Origin of the sequence: Brevundimonas sp. NPDC090276, assembly GCF_044772165.1 — a bacterium.
Taxonomy (GTDB): domain Bacteria; phylum Pseudomonadota; class Alphaproteobacteria; order Caulobacterales; family Caulobacteraceae; genus Brevundimonas.
This window is the reverse complement of record NZ_JBIVYK010000002.1, coordinates 371,908-388,567: the sequence shown is the minus strand read 5'-3', so window position 1 is coordinate 388,567 and position 16,660 is coordinate 371,908. Positions and strand designations below refer to the sequence as shown.

The following is a 16,660-nucleotide window of genomic DNA, read 5'->3' as shown; positions in this document are numbered from 1 at the left end:
CGGATCCAGGACCGACAGAACCTCATGGGCCGACCCGCCTGCGCTCCCGACCGGCAGTTTGATGCCGCTCTCGCACTTCGCGAGGGGATGACGCGCGCCCTGGCCCCCATTTCCATTCGGCGAGCCGCCCCCTTGTCCGCGGAGATTTCCGCAGGGCCCGGCCTGGCGCGCCAGAGAGAGACTTTTAATGTCAAAGACAATGCTGATCGATGCGGCGCACGCGGAAGAAACCCGCGTCGCCATCGTGGACGGACGCCAGGTTGAGGAATTCGATTTCGAATCCACGGCCCGCCGCCAGCTTCGCGGCAACATCTATCTCGCCAAGGTCACCCGCGTAGAGCCCAGCCTCCAGGCGGCCTTCATCGAGTACGGCGGCAATCGTCACGGCTTCCTAGCCTTCAACGAAATCCACCCCGACTACTATCAGATCCCGGTCGCCGACCGCGAAGCCATCATGGCCGAAGCGAACTCGGACGACGACGATCACGACGATCTGGGCCGTGAAGGCGATGACGAGTCCGAAGGCGGCCTGGCCGACGAGGAACGCCTGAAGCGCCGCCTGATGCGTCGCTACAAGATCCAGGACGTCATCAAGCGCCGTCAGATCCTGCTGGTGCAGGTCGTCAAGGACGAGCGCGGCGCCAAGGGCGCGGCCCTGACCACCTGGCTGTCGCTGGCCGGCCGCTACTGCGTCCTGATGCCCAACACCGGCAAGGGCGGCGGCATTTCGCGCAAGATCACAAACACCTCGGACCGCCGCCGCCTGAAAGCCGCCGCTGCGGCGCTGAAGGTGCCCAAGGGCATGGGCCTGATCATCCGCACAGCCGGAGCCAAGCGTACCCGCGCCGAGATCAAGCGCGACTATGAATACCTGCTGCGCCTGTGGGAGACGATCCGCGAGACCACGCTGAAGTCGAACGCCCCGGCCGTCATCTACGAAGAAGAAAACCTGGTCCGCCGCGCCGTGCGCGACATGTATGACAAGGACTTCGACGGCATTCAGGTCGAAGGCCTCGAAGGCTTCAAGGAAGCCCGCGACTTCATGCGCGTGCTGATGCCGTCGCAGGCCAAGAAGATCCACCTCTACCAAGGCTCCAAGCCCCTGTTCGCCGCAAACGGCATCGAAGAGGTGCTCACCCAGATTCACCAGCCGGTCGTGCCGCTGAAGTCCGGCGGCTATCTGGTGATCAACCAGACCGAGGCCCTGGTGGCCATCGACGTCAACTCGGGCCGCTCCACCAAGGAGCGCAACGTCGAGGCCACCGCCACCAAGACCAACCTGGAAGCCGCCGTCGAGGCCGCCCGCCAACTGCGTCTGCGCGACCTTGCCGGCCTGATCGTCATCGACTTCATCGATATGGATGAAGGCAAGAACAACCGCGCCGTCGAGAAGGCGCTGAAGGACGCGCTGGCCAAGGATCGCGCCCGCATCCAGATGGGCCGCATCTCGGGCTTCGGCCTGATGGAGATCAGCCGCCAGCGCCGACGCCTGGGCGTGATCGAAGGCGCCACCGAGGTCTGCGCCTGCTGCCAGGGCGCCGGTCGCATCCGCTCGGCGGAAAGCGCCGCCCTGACCACCCTGCGCGCCGTGGACATCGAGGCGGGCCGCAACGGCGCCGGTTCGGTCAACCTGCGCGTCTCGACCGCTGTCGCCCTCTACATCCTTAACCACAAGCGCAGCTACCTGCAGCGCCTGCTGGACCAGCGCGGCCTGAACGTGGTCATCCAGATCGACGACAGCCTGGCCCAGGGCGAGCACGCCATCGAGCGCACCTCGACCAACGAGGACTTCGTCCCGGTCGTCACCCACATCTCGGCCGCCGAGCTGGACGACGGCTATGACGACCACGCCTTCGACCACGAGGACGAAGACGAGGACGACGAGGTGATCGAGGGCGACGACGAGGACGAAGCCGACCTCGAGCGCGAAGACAGCGACGATGACGAGGCTCGCGAGCGCGCCGAGCATCACGACGGCGAAGGCCGCGGTCGTGGCCGCCGTCGCCGCCGTCGCGGCGGTCGCCGTGACGAGGAAACCTCCGACGAAGCCGGCTCGACCGACGTGGTCGCCGCCGAAGACGAAGACGACGACAGCGAGGCCGGCCGTCGCCGTCGTCGCGGCCGTCGTGGCGGTCGCCGCATGCGTGAAGACGGCGAACGCGACGCCTTCACCTGGGTGCGCGGCCGCACGCCGTCGCTGGACGACCCCTACGTCTGGTTCGACCCGATCAACCCCTCACCCCGCGCCGAGCGCGCCCCGGTCGAGGCATCGGAAGCCCGTGACGTCGAAGCCGTCGCCGCTGAACGTCCCGAAGGCGAGCGCGCCGAACGCGAGGGCGGCCGTTCGCGCCGTCGTCGCGGTCGCGGTCGCGGCCGGGATCGCGGCGGCCTGCCCCACGACGCCAAGGTCGAGGACCGCGCCGTCAATGAGGGCCTGCCGCCCGTCGGCTCACCGGACACGCCGATCGCCACGGTCATCCCGGCCGAGGAAGCCGTCGCCGACGCGCCGGAACCCGTCGCCGAGGTCGTCGAGGCGCCCAAGCGTCGCCGCGTCCGCCGCAAGGTCAGCGCCGATGTCGCAGCCGAAGCCGTGATCGAAGCCCCCGCCGAGGCCCAGGCTGAAGTCGTGGCCGAGGCAGAGCCGCCGGTCGTCGTTCCCGCCCAACTGGACGTGGAACCCGTCATCGCCGCCAAGGTCGAGGCCGCCATCGAACAGGCCCTGAGCCCGGAACCGACCCCGGAACCTGCGCCCGAGCCGGTCGTGACCGCCGAACCGACGTCTGCGCCGACCCCCGAGGTCGACGTGGCCGCCATCATCGCCGACGATCCCAACCAGATCGTCGCCCCGCCTGAAAAGCCGAAGCGCGGCTGGTGGCGCCGTTGATCGGACACGATTAGGCTTGAAGACACGGGGGAGACTGTCGTTCTGGAGTACGTCATGACCAGACTTCCCCGTGTCGCATCCCGCATCCTCATCTCCGCCACGTCCGCCGTGGCGGTGCTGGCGGCGGCGGGATCTGCCTCGGCCCAAAGCCTGATTCGCGACACCGAGATCGAAGGCATCATCCACGAGTGGTCGGAGCCCGTGCTGGGCGCCATGGGACTGGACCCGGCCGAGGTCGAGATCCTTCTGGTCAACGACAATGATCTGAACGCCTTCGCGACGCGCGGGCGGATCATGGGCCTGAACACCGGCCTGATCCTGCAGACCAAGACCCCCAACCAGCTTCTGGGCGTGATTGCCCACGAGGCCGGCCACATCAAGAACCGCCACACCCTGCGCGACGGCGCCCAGAACGCCGGCATGCAGCCGATGATCATGACCATGGCGCTGGGCGCCCTGGCCGCGATCGCCGGCGCGCCGGACGCGGGCGCGGCCCTGCTGGCCTCCAGCCAGTATTTCGGCACGCTCGGCGCCCTGCGCTATATGCAGAGCCAGGAAGGCGAAGCTGACATCACCGGCGCCCGCGCTCTGGAGCGCGCCGGGGAATCCGGCAAGGGCATGGTCGAGTTCTTCGAGAACTTCCGGTCGCAGGAAGTCTTCTCGGACCAGCGCCGCTACCCCTATTTCCGCAGCCATCCCCTGTCGTCGCAGCGGATCGAGGCCCTTCGCCGTCCGGTCGAGGCCGCCGCCCACTACAACCATCAGGACAGCCCCGAACGGATGGCCCAGCACGCGCTGGTCGTCGCCAAGATTCGCTCCTTCATGGAGTCGCCGAACGCGGCGCTGCGCGACTATCCGTCGTCCGACACTTCCCTGCCCGCCCGTTACGCCCGCGCCATCGCCTGGTACCGCGACGGCCAGACAGACAAGGCGCTGGACGCCGTCGACGCACTGCTGACCGAACAACCCGCCAATCCCTACTTCTGGGAGTTGAAGGGTCAGATCCTGTTCGAGGAAGGTCGCCCGGCCGAGGCCATCGGCGCCCATCAGAAGGCCGTCGAACTGAAGCCCGACGCGCCCCTGCTGAAGATCAACCTGGCCCACGCCCTGATTGAAACCAATGACGCGGCCAATCTGGACGCCGCCGTCGATCAGTTGAAGCGCGCCGTGGCGTTGGAGAAGGACAACACCCTGGCCTGGCGGCTGCTGGGTCAGGCCTACGCCAGTCAGGGCAAGGAGGGCGAGGCGCGCCTGGCCTCGGCCGAATACTGGTTCGCCCTGGGCCGGACGGAACAGGCCAACCAGTTCGCCATGCGCGCCCGCGACATGCTGGACCGCAACTCCATCGAATGGCGCCGCGCCACCGACATCGTCCTGTCGTCGGGCGCCTCGGAGAAAGACATCACCGACGCCGAGCGCCGCAACGAGCAGCGCAACAACCGCGGCGTCATCCTGCCCAATACCTGACGCCCAGACTTCTGATACCGAGACCTTCATGACTGACGACGCCCGCCCAGACGCCCCCCAGACCCCGACGCCCGCCCCGAAGGGCAGCGTCCTGTCGTCACTGTCGGGCAAGACGCTGGCCGGCGCGGCTCTGGCCGTCTCGGTTCTGGCTCTGGGCGTGTCCGCCGTACCCTATCTGACGGGCGGCGACTTCGGCGGCCGGGTGCGCGCCTATCTGATTGAGAACCCGCAGGTGCTGGACGAGGTGCTGGCCGCACGTCAGGCCCACGAGGAACAGTCGCGCGTCGAAACCATCAACGCCGCCGCCAAGGCCAACCCCGCCCTGCTGGCCCCCGACGCGCGCGACCCCAGCTTCGGTCCCGCCGACGCCAAGGTGACGGTGATCGAGTTCTTCGACTTCCGCTGCCCGGGCTGCAAGGCCGTGGCCCACGACTACCGCGCCCTGATGGCCGCCCACCCCGAGGTCCGCTTCGTCTTCAAGGACTGGCCGATTCTGGACCGGGGCGACGACGTCACCTCGCAATACGCCGCCCGCGCCGCACTCGCCGCGCATCGACAGGGCAAGTATCTGGAGGTCTACGACGCCCTGATGAACGAGCGCGCCCTGGACCGCGCCGCCATCGACGCCATCCTGGTCAAGCACGGCGTGGACATGACCAAGGCGCAAGCGGCCATCGCCTCGCCGGAAATGACGCGCCACGTCACCGACATCCACACGACCGCCGCGACCCTGGGCCTGCAAGGCACGCCGACCTTCTTCATCAACGGCAAGGCCAGCGCCAGCATCGAGCCCGGCGAAGTCGCCAAGCAGATCGAAGCGGCGAAGCGTTAAGCCGCCGCCAGCGTCCGTTCGCCGCCGATCCACTCGATGTTCGAACGTCGGGTCGCTTCGGCGGCGGCGGCGGCGTTCCCCAGCTTCCGCTCGGCCTCAGCCAGCACGAAGTAGCTGTAGGGATCGCTGGGCCAGTCCTTCAGCAGCTCCTCGATCTTGGCCTTGGCCCCGACCACGTCGCCGCTGGCTAGAAGGGCCGCCGCCAGACTGCGGCGCGTCGGATACCAGATGACCGGCGGATCGCCGCCCTCGTCGTCCATGGCCTGAATCTGGGCGGCGCGGGTGAAGGCGACGACGGCGGCTCTCGCATTGCCCTCGATCATGGCCGCCCGGCCCTCCAGAATGCGTTGGGACAGTTCGGTGAAGACCGCGCGCTGCTCGGCCATCGGCCCGGCGAAGGTCGTCGCCTCGCGCACCGCCTTGATCGCCTCTGCTTCGGCCCTAACCGCCACCGCATCCCCCGCCCGCGCCGCCGCCTCGCCCCGCGCATAGCGCCAGCTGATCCGCAGCAACGGATGGGTCGCCGGCGGCTCCTTCAGCGCCGCGACCTGCTCGGGCGTGCCGAAGCGACCATAGAGAGCGTAGGCGTTGTTGGCGACGATCTGACGCCAGTATTCCTGGGCGCCGATGTTCGGATAGGTGGCCAGGAACCAGTCGGCGAGCTTCAGCCCCTCTTCGCCGCCCCCTGCCATCAGGGCGCCGCCCATGCCGAAGTGGATGTTGTGACCATGCAGCCGCATCGCCGGCACCCCGCCCGGCGGCTTGGCCAGGGCGTCATAGCGCCGGTCCAGCGCCACGGCGTTGACGTTCGAGTTCATCGCGTCCCGATAGCGCCCGACGCGGTAGTAGGTATGCGACGGCATATGCACCAGATGACTGGCCGCCGGCGCCAGCAGGGCCAGTTTCTCGCCGTAGGGAATGGCCTTGTGCGGGTCGTCCGACCATTCCGTCAGGTGGATATAGAGGTGGATCGCACCCGGATCGTTCGGGTTCTTGGCCAGCGCCTGTTCCAGCAGGCCCATGGCGCGCGGGATGGCCGGATCAGCCGCCTTGCCGTCGTCATCCCACCATTCGTCGGCGGCCAGCAGCCAGGCGTCGGCGGTGATGTTGGCGATGGCCCCGTCGTCGGGGTTCTGACGCGCGATGCGATCCATGCGCTGGGCGAAGCGGTCGGCCCGGTTCTTTTCCGAGCCGGAATAGCGCTGGATCAGGGCGTCAATCATCTGGCGCTGCACCGGCGTGGCGTCGCGGGCCAGACGCCGCGCGTCGCGGGCGGCCTTGCGGGCGGCGTCAATGGAGGCCTTGTCCTGACCGCCGCCGTTCAGGTTGGGGCCTATGGCCCAGGCCTCGCCCCAGGCGCACATGCCGCAGGACGGGTCCAGCGCCCGCGCCTTGCGGAAGGCTCGCACCGATTCGGTGTGCTCGAACGCCCAGCGCAGTCGCACGCCATGATCGAACCAGGCCTGGGCCTCGGGATTGGTAGTGTCGACCTTGAAGCCGCCCGTACCGAAGCCCTCGACCATGACGATGTCATTGCTTGGGATGGCCTCGATGGCCGAGCCGCCGGGACCGCAGACCTGCGGCTGATCCAGCAGGTCGCGCACAGCCTTGTCCGCCGTCGCGTCCGCTACAGCCATCGGCCCGAACATGCAGGCCGCCAGGGCCGTGCAGGCCATCCATCCGAAACGCATCGTCCCACTCCCTCAGTCGCCGGGAGAGTGCGCGCCGGACAGCGAGGCTGCAAGCAGCCCCAAGGTCGCGGACTGGCGTCGCGGTCTAGATCAGACCGGCCAGCGGCGAGGACGGATCGGCATAGAGGCGCTTCTTCATCCGTCCCGCCAGATAGGATTCACGCCCGGCGATGACCGCGTGCTTCATGGCGCTGGCCATCAGGAGCGGATCGCGCGCCTCGGCGATGGCGGTGTTCATCAGCACGCCGTCGCAGCCCAGCTCCATGGCGATGGCGGCGTCCGAAGCCGTGCCCACGCCCGCGTCGACCAGGACCGGCACCTTGGACTGCTCGACGATCAGGCGGATGTTGATGGGGTTCTGCACGCCCAGACCCGAGCCGATCGGCGCGCCCAGCGGCATGATGGCCACCGCGCCCGCGTCTTCCAGCTTGCGGGCATAGACGGGATCATCGGTGCAATAGACCATGACCTCGAAGCCCTCAGCGGTCAGCAGCTTCAGCGACCGCAGGGTCTCTTCCATGTCGGGGAACAGCGTGCGCTGATCCGACAGGACCTCAAGTTTCACCAGGGTCCAGCCGCCCGCCTCGCGCGCCAGACGCAGGGTCCGCACCGCGTCCTCACCGGTGAAGCAACCCGCCGTATTGGGCAGGTAGGTGTATTTCTTGGGATCGATGAAGTCGGTCAGCACCGGCTGGTTCGGATCGGTCAGGTTGACCCGGCGCACCGCCACGGTGACGATTTCCGCGCCCGAGGCCTCAGCCGCCGCCGCGTTCTGGGCATAGTCCCGGTACTTGCCGGTGCCCACGATCAGGCGCGAGTTGAAGGTGCGGCCGGCGACGGTCCAGCTGTCGGTGCGGGGGGCTGTATCGGTCATGTTCATGACCTAGCGCCGCCGTGCGCCGGGGGGAAGCGCCGTTGCGGGATTTGATCGGTCAGCCGCCGCCGACGAACTGCACCAGCTCGATCTTGTCGCCCTCGGCCAGCGCCGTTTCGCCGTGCAGCGAGCGCGGCACAATCTCCAGATTGCGCTCGACCGCCACCTTCTTGGGGTCCAGCGACAGCTCCTGCACCAGGCCCAGAATGGTCGTGGCGGCGGTGTCGCGAACCTCGCCGTTAACTTCGATACGCATCACATCTGTCCGAGCAGCCACAGGCTCATGTTGAAAACACGCGCCTTTTAAGAACCGCCCCTATAGCGCGTTTCCGCCCTGTCGGCGATCACGCGCAGCACCGCATCCGCCGCCAGCTCCGACGGGTCAGGTCCGCCGCGCCCCATCAGGTCCAGCGCCGCCGTCTGGCGCGCAGCCTGATCCGCAGCCGCCTGCGGGTCCGACAACAGGCGCCCGACCGCCTCTGTCAGCTTCTCGGGCGTGGCGTCGTTCTGAATGAATTCAGGGGCGATGCGCTCGTCGGCGGCGATGTTGAACAGGGTGATGTGCTTGGCCGTCACCAGGTTCTTCATCAGCAGATAGGAAAGCCCGTCGATCTTGTAGGCGATGACCATGGGCGCGCCCGCCAGGGCCAGCTCGGTCGAGACCGTGCCGCTGGTGGCCAGGGCGACATTGGCCGCCTTCATCGCGTCGTACTTGTCGGCTTCCTGCACCAGATGGGCGCGGAAGGGCCAGGCGGCGACGCGGCCCGCCACATCGGCGGCGACCGTGCCGGCGGCGATCACGGCGATCTCCAGCGACGGGGTCGCCGCCTTCAGACGCTTCACCGTCGCCTCGAAGACAGGCGTCATGCGGGTGATCTCGCTGGGCCTGCTGCCCGGCAGGACCAGCAGCAGAGGCGTATCAGCGGCGATGCCGCGCGCGGCGCGGAACCGGGCGCCGTCGGCGCTGGCCATGTCGACGTGCAGGGCCTGTGACCCCACGACCGTCGTCGGCAGGCCCTCGCGCTCGAACCATGGGGCATCGAAGCTGTAGAGCGACAGCAGGTGATCGACGCTGGCGGCCAGGGTCTTGGCCCGCCCCGGACGCGAGGCCCAGACCTGGGGTCCGACATACTTGATCAGCGGCACGCCCGGCAGCACCTCGCGCAGCGCCTTGGCCACGCGGATGGTGAAGCCCCAGCTGTCGATCAGCACCACGGCGTCCGGCTGCTCGGCCTTGGCCAGGGCGACCGTGTCGGCCACCCGACGCTTGACCAGACCATAGGCCTTCAGCCCCTCGATCCAGCCCAGGATGGATAGTTCGGCGATGTCGAAGGGACTGACCACGCCCTCGTCCGCCATCTTGGGCCCGCCGACGCCGACAAAGCTGACGTCCGACCCCAGACGCGTCTTCAGCGCATGAGCCAGACCGGCGCCTAGGGCGTCACCCGACGCCTCGGCGGCCACCAGCATGATCTTCAGCGGACGGCTCATCGTTCCATGCCCCAGACGAACAGGCCCAGACGGTCCGCCGCCTCAACCAGGGCTTCATGGTCAATGACGATCAGTCGCTCGGCGAACCCGCCAATGCCCGCCAGACCGGCGGCGGCGGCCAATTCGACCGTCCTCGGACCGATGACCGGCATGTCGACGCGTAGATCCTGGATCGGCTTGGGCGCCTTGCCCAGAGCGCCCTTCAGCGCGTCCGGCGCGCCATGCAGGTCGGCGGGCAGGCCCGCCACACGGCGCAGCATCTCGTCCGTGCCTTCCTGCGCCTCGACCGCCAGCACCAGTCCGTCGCAAACGACCGCGCCCTGGCCGATATCCAGTTCGCCTGATTTTTCAGCGACGTGCAGCGCCTTCTTCAGGTCGGCGAGTTGCTCCGCCGTCGGCGTGACCGCGCCCAAGGCCCCAGCCGCCAGAGCCTCGCCGCCCAGGATATCGTCGGCGCCCTCGACCGCGTAGCCCTCGGATTCGAACACCGATAGGATCTTGCGCAAGAGGGCGTCGTCGCCCTTGGTCGCCGCCGCGACGATGCCGGGCAGCAGGGTCGCGCCTTTAAAATCAGGCTTCAAGTTTTTGAAATCAGGACGGTTCACATACCCAGCCAGACAGACGGCCTCGCAACCCTCGGCCTTCATCGTCTTCAGGATGCGGCCGATCTCGGCCATGCCGAAGTCGGCGCCGGGCCAGCGCACGAGATGCTCGTCGGCGAAGCCCGCCAGACGGATGATGAAGACCGCCCGCCCCTCGGCCTCGCACCGCGCCGCGATGCGGGCCGGCAGGTCGCCGCCCCCGGCGATCAGACCCAGCTTGGGCCCCACCTTCAGCGTCATTCCTTGCCCGGCAGGCAGAGCGGCCGCTTGGCGCCGTCGCGGATGAAGGCGACGATCTCCATGATCTCGGGCAGGTCGGCATAGGTCGTCTCGACCTGATCCAGCCGCTCGGCGAAGACGCCTTGGCCCTCGAACAGGTCGCGATAGGCGGCCAACAAACGGCGCACCGCATCCTTGCCGTAGCCCTTGCGCTTCAGCCCGATCAGGTTGAGGCCATGCAGGCTGGCGTGGTTGCCCCAGGCCGAGCCATAGGGGATGACGTCGCGCGTCACGGCGGCCAGCCCGCCGACGATGGCGCCCTGCCCCACCCGGCCGTTCTGGTGCACGGCGCACAGACCGCCGAGGAAGACCTTGTCGCCCACCCGAGCGTGACCGCCCAGGGTGGCGTTGTTGGCCATGACGACATTGTCGCCGACGACGCAGTCGTGGCCGACGTGGGCGCCGGTCATGAACAGGCCGTTCGAGCCGACGCGCGTCACGCCCGTTCCCTGCGGCGTGCCACGGTTGAAGGTGGCGTGCTCGCGGATGACGTTGTCCGCGCCGATCTCCAGCCGCACCGGCTCGCCCTTGTAGCCATTGTGCTGCGGATCGCCGCCGATGACGGCGAAGGGGTGGATCACCGTGCGCGCACCGACGCTGGTGTCCTGCTGGACCACCACATGACTGACCAGCTTGACGCCCTCGGCCAGGGTCACGCCCGGGCCGACGACGCACCAGGGGCCGATCACGACCCCGTCGGCGATCCGGGCCGAGGCGTCGACGACGGCGGTCGGGTGGATGGTCACTGGGCGGGCTCCGCCACGGTCACGACCATGGCCATGAACTCGGCCTCGGCGGCCAGCTTGCCGTCGATGAAGGTCTCGCCGCGGAACTTGTAGGCGTCGCCGCGCGCGCGGATCACCTTGACCTCCATGCGCAGTTGGTCGCCCGGACGGGCCGGCTTGCGGAAGCGCACGCCGTCGATCGACATGAACATGATGACCTTGTCGGCCACGGCCACATCCAGCGACTTGGACATCAGCAGCGCGCCCGTCTGGGCCATGGCCTCGACGATCAGGACGCCCGGCATGACCGGGTCGATCGGGAAGTGACCGGGGAAGAAGGGCTCGTTGTGGGTGACGTTCTTGATGCCGACGATCGAGGTCGCCGCCACGAAGTCCTCGGCCTTGTCGACCAGCAGGAAGGGATAGCGGTGCGGCAGGCGACGCATCACCTCGGCGTAATCGATCTTGTTGTCTTCGCTCATTCTTTCGATTCCTTCGCGCCCTTCTTCTGGGACGCCTGTTTGGACAGCCACACCGTCTCGCGCAAGAACTGGCGAAGCGGTTTGGCGGGATAGCCAGACCATATCTCTCCAGGCGGGATGTCGGCCAATACGCCGCCGCCGGCCGCGACGCGCGCGCCCTCGCCGATGCTGATATGGTCGCCCACGCCCGCCCGGCCGCCAAAGATGCAGTTGTCGCCGCTGGTGACCGAGCCCGAGATGCCGGTGTGGGCCGCCATCAGGTTGTTGCGGCCTATGACGCAGTTGTGGCCGATCATGACCAGGTTATCGATCTTGGTGTTCTCGCCGATGACGGTGTCGTCATAGGCGCCCCGGTCGATGCAAGAGTTGGCGCCGACCGTGACCCCGTCCTGCAGGATCACACGGCCCAATTGCGGGATGTCCACCGGACCGGCCTTCGACCCGGCGGCGCCGAAACCCGACTCGCCGATCCGCGCGCCCGCCAACAGCTTCACCCGGTCGCCGAGCAGGGCGAAGCCGACGGTCACGCCTGAGCTGATCAGGCAGTCGCGGCCGATCTGGACGCCAGGACCGATGACGGTGTTGGCGCCGATGCGCGTGCCGCGCCCGATGCGGACCCCCTCGCCCAGCACCACGCCCGGCTCGATCACCACGGTGTCGTCCTCGGCGGCCTCGGCGGCGTTGATGGCGCGATCCAGGCGGATCGGCCGGTGCAGCAGGGCCGAAGCCCGCGCCCAGCTCGCCTGGGCCTCGCCCGAAACGATGACGGCGGCATCAGCGGGCGCCAACTCAACAGCCGACGCCGGCACGATCACGCAGCCGGCCTTCGTCTCCGCCAAGGCAGCGGCGAACTTGCGGTCGCCCAGAAACGCAATCGCGCCCCGGTCCGCTGTGGACAGGGGCGCAACGGCCGAGATGACGACTTCGCCGCCCCGAGCCACCTCCCCACCGATGTGCTCGGCGAGGGCGGCGACCGTCAGGGGCGACAGGGTCTGAAAGAACCTCGGATCGGGCATGGCCCGCCTTACGACTGCGGCTGAGCCGGAACCGGCATGCGGTTGAAGCTGAGCGTCGGCAGGGCCGCGTTCAGGCGCTGGATGACCAGCGGCGTCACGTCCATGGCCGGGTTCATGATGAAGACGCTTTCGCGGTCGACCAGGATGCCGCAGCCCTTCTCCTGATAGACGGCGACCAGGATCGGCTCGATGGCTTCCGAGATCTTCTTGCGCTGCTCAGCCAGGGTGTAGCGCAGTTCGTTGTCGCGGGTCTGCTCCAGCTGCTGAGCTTCCTGAGCGCGCTGCTGCAGGGCTTGACGGCGCTGGTTCAGCTGGTCAGCCGGGATGGTGGCCGCGCCTTGCTGCAGGGCCTGATACTCGGTCTGCAATTGCGTGGCGTAGGGGGTGATCTCACCCTGAACTTCTTGCGCCAGTTGCTCCATACGCGTCTGAACGGCTTGACCGACGGTCGACTGGGCCAGGGCCTGCTGGTTGAAATAGACGCAGACGCCCGGGATCGCCGGACCGGGGTTGGCGGGGCCTTGCGCCTGGGCCAATGCCGACGAAGCGGCGAGCGAAGCGATGGCGAAGGCGCCGATAGCGAACAGTTTCATCTTGAACCTTTGAGCAGTCTGGAAGGCTGCGGTTAGAACTGGGTCGAGGTGGAGAAGCGGAAGGTCTCGGTCTTGTCGTAGTCTTCCTTCGACAGAACCTTGGACAGGTCGAAGCGGATCGGGCCCATGGGCGACCGCCAGTGGATGCTGACGCCGGCCGCCGCGCGCAGGGCCAGGTTGTCGACGATGTTCGGATTGGGTTGGCCCGTCACAGAGTTGACCGTGTAGCGGTCATCCAGCAGGCCCAGAGTTCCCACATCAGCGAACAGCGAAGTCTTGATGCCATACTCGTCGGGCAGATAATTCGGCACCGTCAGTTCAACCGTGCCAATGGCGTAGAAGTTTCCGCCCAACGCGTCGGTCGTGGTCAGGTCGCGTGCGCCCATACCGGCCGTTTCGAAGCCGCGGAAGCTGTTTCCGCCCTTGAAGAAGCGGTCATTGATGCGAATGGGATCGCCGTTCCAGCCCGACACATAGCCCGTCGAGCCTTGAACACTGACAATCCAGGCCGGGCTGATGCCCCAGTACCAGGAGGCGTCGGCCTCGGTCTTCAGGTAGTTGACGTCCCCGCCGATGCCGGCGAAGTCCTGACGAACAGACGCCGTCCAACCGCGAGTAGGACGCACCGGATCGTTACGACGATCGACCATTAGCGTATAGCCGGCCGACGAATTGAGGAACGCCCCGGCCTGATCGCACAGCGCCGACGAGCCGGTCCCGTTGCAATAGCCCGACGGAATGATGACTTCGTCGCTCTTGAGGAAATATCGCAGGCTGAACAGCGAATAGCCGTTCAGAGGATAGCTGAGCCGCAGACCGCCGCCGGTCGAGCGATAGTCGTACGACGAGTACTCGCTCAGGTCGTAGCGGGTGTGGAACAGGTCGAAGCCGGCCCGCAGATCACGGCCCATGAACTTGGGCTCGGTGAAGCGGAAGTCGATCTGCTGGCGCAGAGAACCCCACTCGGCCCGCGCCACGACATTCTGACCTCGACCACGGAAGTTGCGCTGCGTGACGCCGAGGTTCAGCACGAAGGAGTCGACCGAGCTGAAACCAGCCCCAACCGACAGTTCGCCGGTCGGCTGCTCTTCCACGGTGACGTTCACGACCGTGCGGTCGGGCGCGCTGCCGCGCGTTTCCTCGATCTTGACGTCCTTGAAGAAGCCCAGTGCGCGGAGATTGTTGCGCGAGCGTTCCACCAGGCTGCGGTTGAAGGCGTCGCCTTCGCCCACCATCAGCTCGCGACGAATGACCGAGTCCAGAGTCTGCGTATTGCCGACCACGTTAATGCGGTCGATGTAGACGCGCTGACCTTCCCTCAGGTTGAAGGTCACATCGACCGTGTCCGTCTCGGGGTTGGCCCGATAGGTCGGATTGATCTCAACGAAGGCGTAACCCGCCGAGCCCGCCGCGAAGGTCAAGGCGTCGACGGCGCTTTCGATCCGATCGCTTTCGTACAGGTCGCCAGAACGGATTGGCAGAAGACGCTGCAGGAATTCCGCGTTCAGACGGTCGTTCTCGGTGACAACCTTGACCTCGCCGAAGTTGTAGCGATCGCCCTCTTCCAGCGTGATCGTCATGCCGAAGGCGCTGTTGTCGGGCTTCAGTTCCGCCACAGACGACAGGATGCGGAAATCATAATAGCCGCGGTTGGTATAGAATTTCCGCAGTTGCTCCCGGTCGTAATCCAGTCGGTTCGGGTCGTAGTTGTCGTTCGAGCTGAACAGGCGCCACCAGCTGGACTGCTTGGTGACCATGACGTCGCGCAAATCGCTGTCCGAGAAGGCCGTGTTGCCGAGGAATGTGATGGCGGCGACGCCGGTCTCGGGGCCCTCGTCGATCTCGAACACCACGTCGACGCGGTTCTGTTCCAGTTGGACCAGCTTGGGCGTCACTGTAGCCGAGATGCGGCCCGACAGGCGGTACAGCTCGATGATCTTGCCGACGTCCTCCTGGACGCGCGCGCGGGTGTAGATGCCGCGCGGCTTGATCGTGACCTCGTCCGTCAGCTTCTTCTGGGTGAGCGCCTTGTTACCCTCGAAGGTCACCTGGTTGATGATCGGGTTTTCCACGATCTCGACCACCAGGTCGCCGTTCGGCTGAAGGCCCAGCTGCACGTTAGCGAACAGGCCGGTGCGCGACAGGGTCCGCACGGCCACGTCGATCGTCGCCGCGTCGATGGTGTCGCCCGGCTGGATCGGCAGATAGGACAGGACGGTCGTTTGGTCGATGCGCTGGTTGCCACGCACGACGATGCGATTGACCACGGCGCGATCCTCCGCCGGCGCCGTCACCACCACCTGGGGGTCCTGCTGAGCGGCCGCCGGAGCGGCGGCAGGCGCGGTCTGCGCCAGGGCCGGACCAGCCAGGCCGGCGGCGACGGCCAACGCCAGGGCGCTGGGTCCAAGGATACGGCCACGGGTTCGGATCATGAGGCGACTGTCGTTCTGAATCATTCGGGGAACCATCGGGGGCTGGCGTCGGCTCACGAGACGAGCCCGCCGAGGAATTTGAAGAGATTGAGTTTCTGCAGGTCGTTCCAGGTCGCGAACAACATTAAACTGGCCAGCAAAGCAAGACCGACACGATATCCCGCCTCCTGAACCCTGGCCGCCACCGGCCGGCGTGCCACCGCCTCATAGGCGTAAAACATCAGATGCCCCCCATCCAGAACCGGAACGGGCATGAGATTTAGAAAACCGATTCCGACCGAAAGTATGGCGGCGAAGCTGGTCAGCGTCAGCAGGAGATTTCCCGCCATGGCCAGAGGATCGGGATTGGCCGACACGGCTGCATTGGTCAGGGCGCCCGAAGCCTTGGCGATTCCCAGAGGACCGCTGAACTGGTCACCCGATTCGCGCCCGGTGAAGATGCGGCCGATATAGGTGAAGGTGGTGCTCAGGATATTGCGGGTTTCCTTGAAACCACGGCCCACAGCGGCGATCGGTCCATAACGAACGTGACGCACCTCATCGCGGCTGGAGCCCAGGGCCAGGCCGATACGGCCGACCGAGACCCGCCCGGCGATGGGGTTCTCTTCGATCTTGCGTTCGGGCGTGGCGGTCAGCTGCACCTCGGCGCCCGCGCGCTCGACGGTGAACCGGACCGGATCGCCGCTGCTCAGGGCTACGACCTGGGTCACCTCGCCCCCGTCTGCGATCAGCTTGCCATTGACGCGGGTGATCAGGTCGCCCGGCAGGAAGCCAGCGGCGGCGGCCGGGGATTCCGCTTGCACCTGCATGACGCGGGCCGGGCGAAGCTCAACTCCGACCAGGCTGAACAGCAGGGTGAAGATGAAGATGGCCAGCACGAAGTTGGCGAAGGGACCGCCCGCGACAACCAGGGCGCGCTGCCACAGAGGCTTGAAATACAGGTAATCTTTTTCAGCGCCCGGCCCATGGGCAGCGACAAGTTCCTGCTTCAGCGCGTCCAGACCGGCGCGATCCGGCACGCCCGTCGCGTCCAGATCGCCGGCGAATTTGACGTAGCCGCCCAGCGGCAGCCAGCCCAGCCGCCACTCGACGCCCTGCTTGTCCGTGCGCTGAAAGACGGCGCGGCCGAAGCCGATGGAGAAACGCTCCATCTTCACGCCGAAGGCACGCGCCGTCAGGAAGTGACCCAGTTCGTGAATGGTGACGACCAAGGTCAGCACCAGCAAAAACGGCACGACATAGATCAGGGCCTGCCCAAGAACACCTAGCATCCCAGTCATGTCTCCTGTCGC

14 protein-coding genes are annotated in these 16,660 nt (G+C 67.0%); 3 read left to right on the top strand and 11 right to left on the bottom strand.

Annotation, left to right across the window (positions count from 1 at the left end):
* Positions 1-187 precede the first annotated feature (187 nt).
* Genes ACIQTU_RS07645 through ACIQTU_RS07635 form a run of 3 tightly spaced genes read left to right on the top strand, consistent with a single transcriptional unit; the run spans position 188 to position 5,183 of the window.
* Positions 188-2,884: an Rne/Rng family ribonuclease gene (locus ACIQTU_RS07645; protein WP_400544746.1), complete on the top strand. Its 2,697-nt coding sequence runs from the start codon at positions 188-190 to the stop codon at positions 2,882-2,884.
* Between the two features lie 54 nt (positions 2,885-2,938).
* Entirely contained in the window at positions 2,939-4,351 is a 1,413-nt protein-coding gene (locus ACIQTU_RS07640) for a M48 family metalloprotease (protein WP_400544743.1), read from the top strand.
* Positions 4,352-4,379: 28 nt separating this feature from the next.
* Complete coding sequence (locus ACIQTU_RS07635) at positions 4,380-5,183, top strand: thioredoxin domain-containing protein (protein WP_400544740.1); 804 nt, start codon at positions 4,380-4,382, stop codon at positions 5,181-5,183.
* Here ACIQTU_RS07635 and ACIQTU_RS07630 read toward each other — a convergent pair.
* The 11 genes from ACIQTU_RS07630 to ACIQTU_RS07580 form a co-directional block, all read right to left on the bottom strand.
* Positions 5,180-6,874, bottom strand: coding sequence for a hypothetical protein (locus ACIQTU_RS07630; RefSeq protein WP_400544738.1), 1,695 nt, complete (start codon positions 6,872-6,874; stop codon positions 5,180-5,182). The genes ACIQTU_RS07635 and ACIQTU_RS07630 overlap by 4 nt on opposite strands.
* Before the next feature lie 85 nt (positions 6,875-6,959).
* Entirely contained in the window at positions 6,960-7,754 is a 795-nt protein-coding gene (locus ACIQTU_RS07625) for a thiazole synthase (protein ID WP_400544735.1), read from the bottom strand.
* Positions 7,755-7,806: 52 nt separating this feature from the next.
* Positions 7,807-8,004: a sulfur carrier protein ThiS gene (gene thiS, locus ACIQTU_RS07620; protein WP_400544732.1), complete on the bottom strand. Its 198-nt coding sequence runs from the start codon at positions 8,002-8,004 to the stop codon at positions 7,807-7,809.
* 47 nt (positions 8,005-8,051) lie between these two features.
* Entirely contained in the window at positions 8,052-9,239 is a 1,188-nt protein-coding gene (gene lpxB / locus ACIQTU_RS07615; RefSeq protein WP_400544729.1) for a lipid-A-disaccharide synthase, read from the bottom strand.
* Positions 9,236-10,081 carry an LpxI family protein gene (locus tag ACIQTU_RS07610; RefSeq protein WP_400544726.1) on the bottom strand — a complete coding sequence of 282 codons (846 nt, stop codon included), beginning with the start codon at positions 10,079-10,081 and terminating at the stop codon, positions 9,236-9,238. The genes lpxB and ACIQTU_RS07610 overlap by 4 nt, the downstream gene beginning before the upstream one ends.
* Positions 10,078-10,866, bottom strand: coding sequence for an acyl-ACP--UDP-N-acetylglucosamine O-acyltransferase (gene lpxA / locus ACIQTU_RS07605; protein ID WP_400544723.1), 789 nt, complete (start codon positions 10,864-10,866; stop codon positions 10,078-10,080). Before lpxA ends, ACIQTU_RS07610 begins: the two co-directional genes overlap by 4 nt.
* The gene (fabZ, locus tag ACIQTU_RS07600; protein WP_025977361.1) at positions 10,863-11,327 is read right to left on the bottom strand and encodes a 3-hydroxyacyl-ACP dehydratase FabZ; all 465 of its coding nucleotides are present in this window, start codon (positions 11,325-11,327) and stop codon (positions 10,863-10,865) included. Before fabZ ends, lpxA begins: the two co-directional genes overlap by 4 nt.
* Positions 11,324-12,343 carry a UDP-3-O-(3-hydroxymyristoyl)glucosamine N-acyltransferase gene (gene lpxD / locus ACIQTU_RS07595; RefSeq protein ID WP_400544719.1) on the bottom strand — a complete coding sequence of 340 codons (1,020 nt, stop codon included), beginning with the start codon at positions 12,341-12,343 and terminating at the stop codon, positions 11,324-11,326. Before lpxD ends, fabZ begins: the two co-directional genes overlap by 4 nt.
* A gap of 8 nt (positions 12,344-12,351) precedes the next feature.
* Positions 12,352-12,936 carry an OmpH family outer membrane protein gene (locus ACIQTU_RS07590; RefSeq protein WP_400544716.1) on the bottom strand — a complete coding sequence of 195 codons (585 nt, stop codon included), beginning with the start codon at positions 12,934-12,936 and terminating at the stop codon, positions 12,352-12,354.
* 32 nt (positions 12,937-12,968) lie between these two features.
* The gene (gene bamA / locus ACIQTU_RS07585) at positions 12,969-15,368 is read right to left on the bottom strand and encodes an outer membrane protein assembly factor BamA (RefSeq protein WP_400544714.1); all 2,400 of its coding nucleotides are present in this window, start codon (positions 15,366-15,368) and stop codon (positions 12,969-12,971) included.
* A gap of 53 nt (positions 15,369-15,421) precedes the next feature.
* Complete coding sequence (locus tag ACIQTU_RS07580) at positions 15,422-16,639, bottom strand: M50 family metallopeptidase (protein WP_400544711.1); 1,218 nt, start codon at positions 16,637-16,639, stop codon at positions 15,422-15,424.
* Positions 16,640-16,660: the final 21 nt, after the last annotated feature.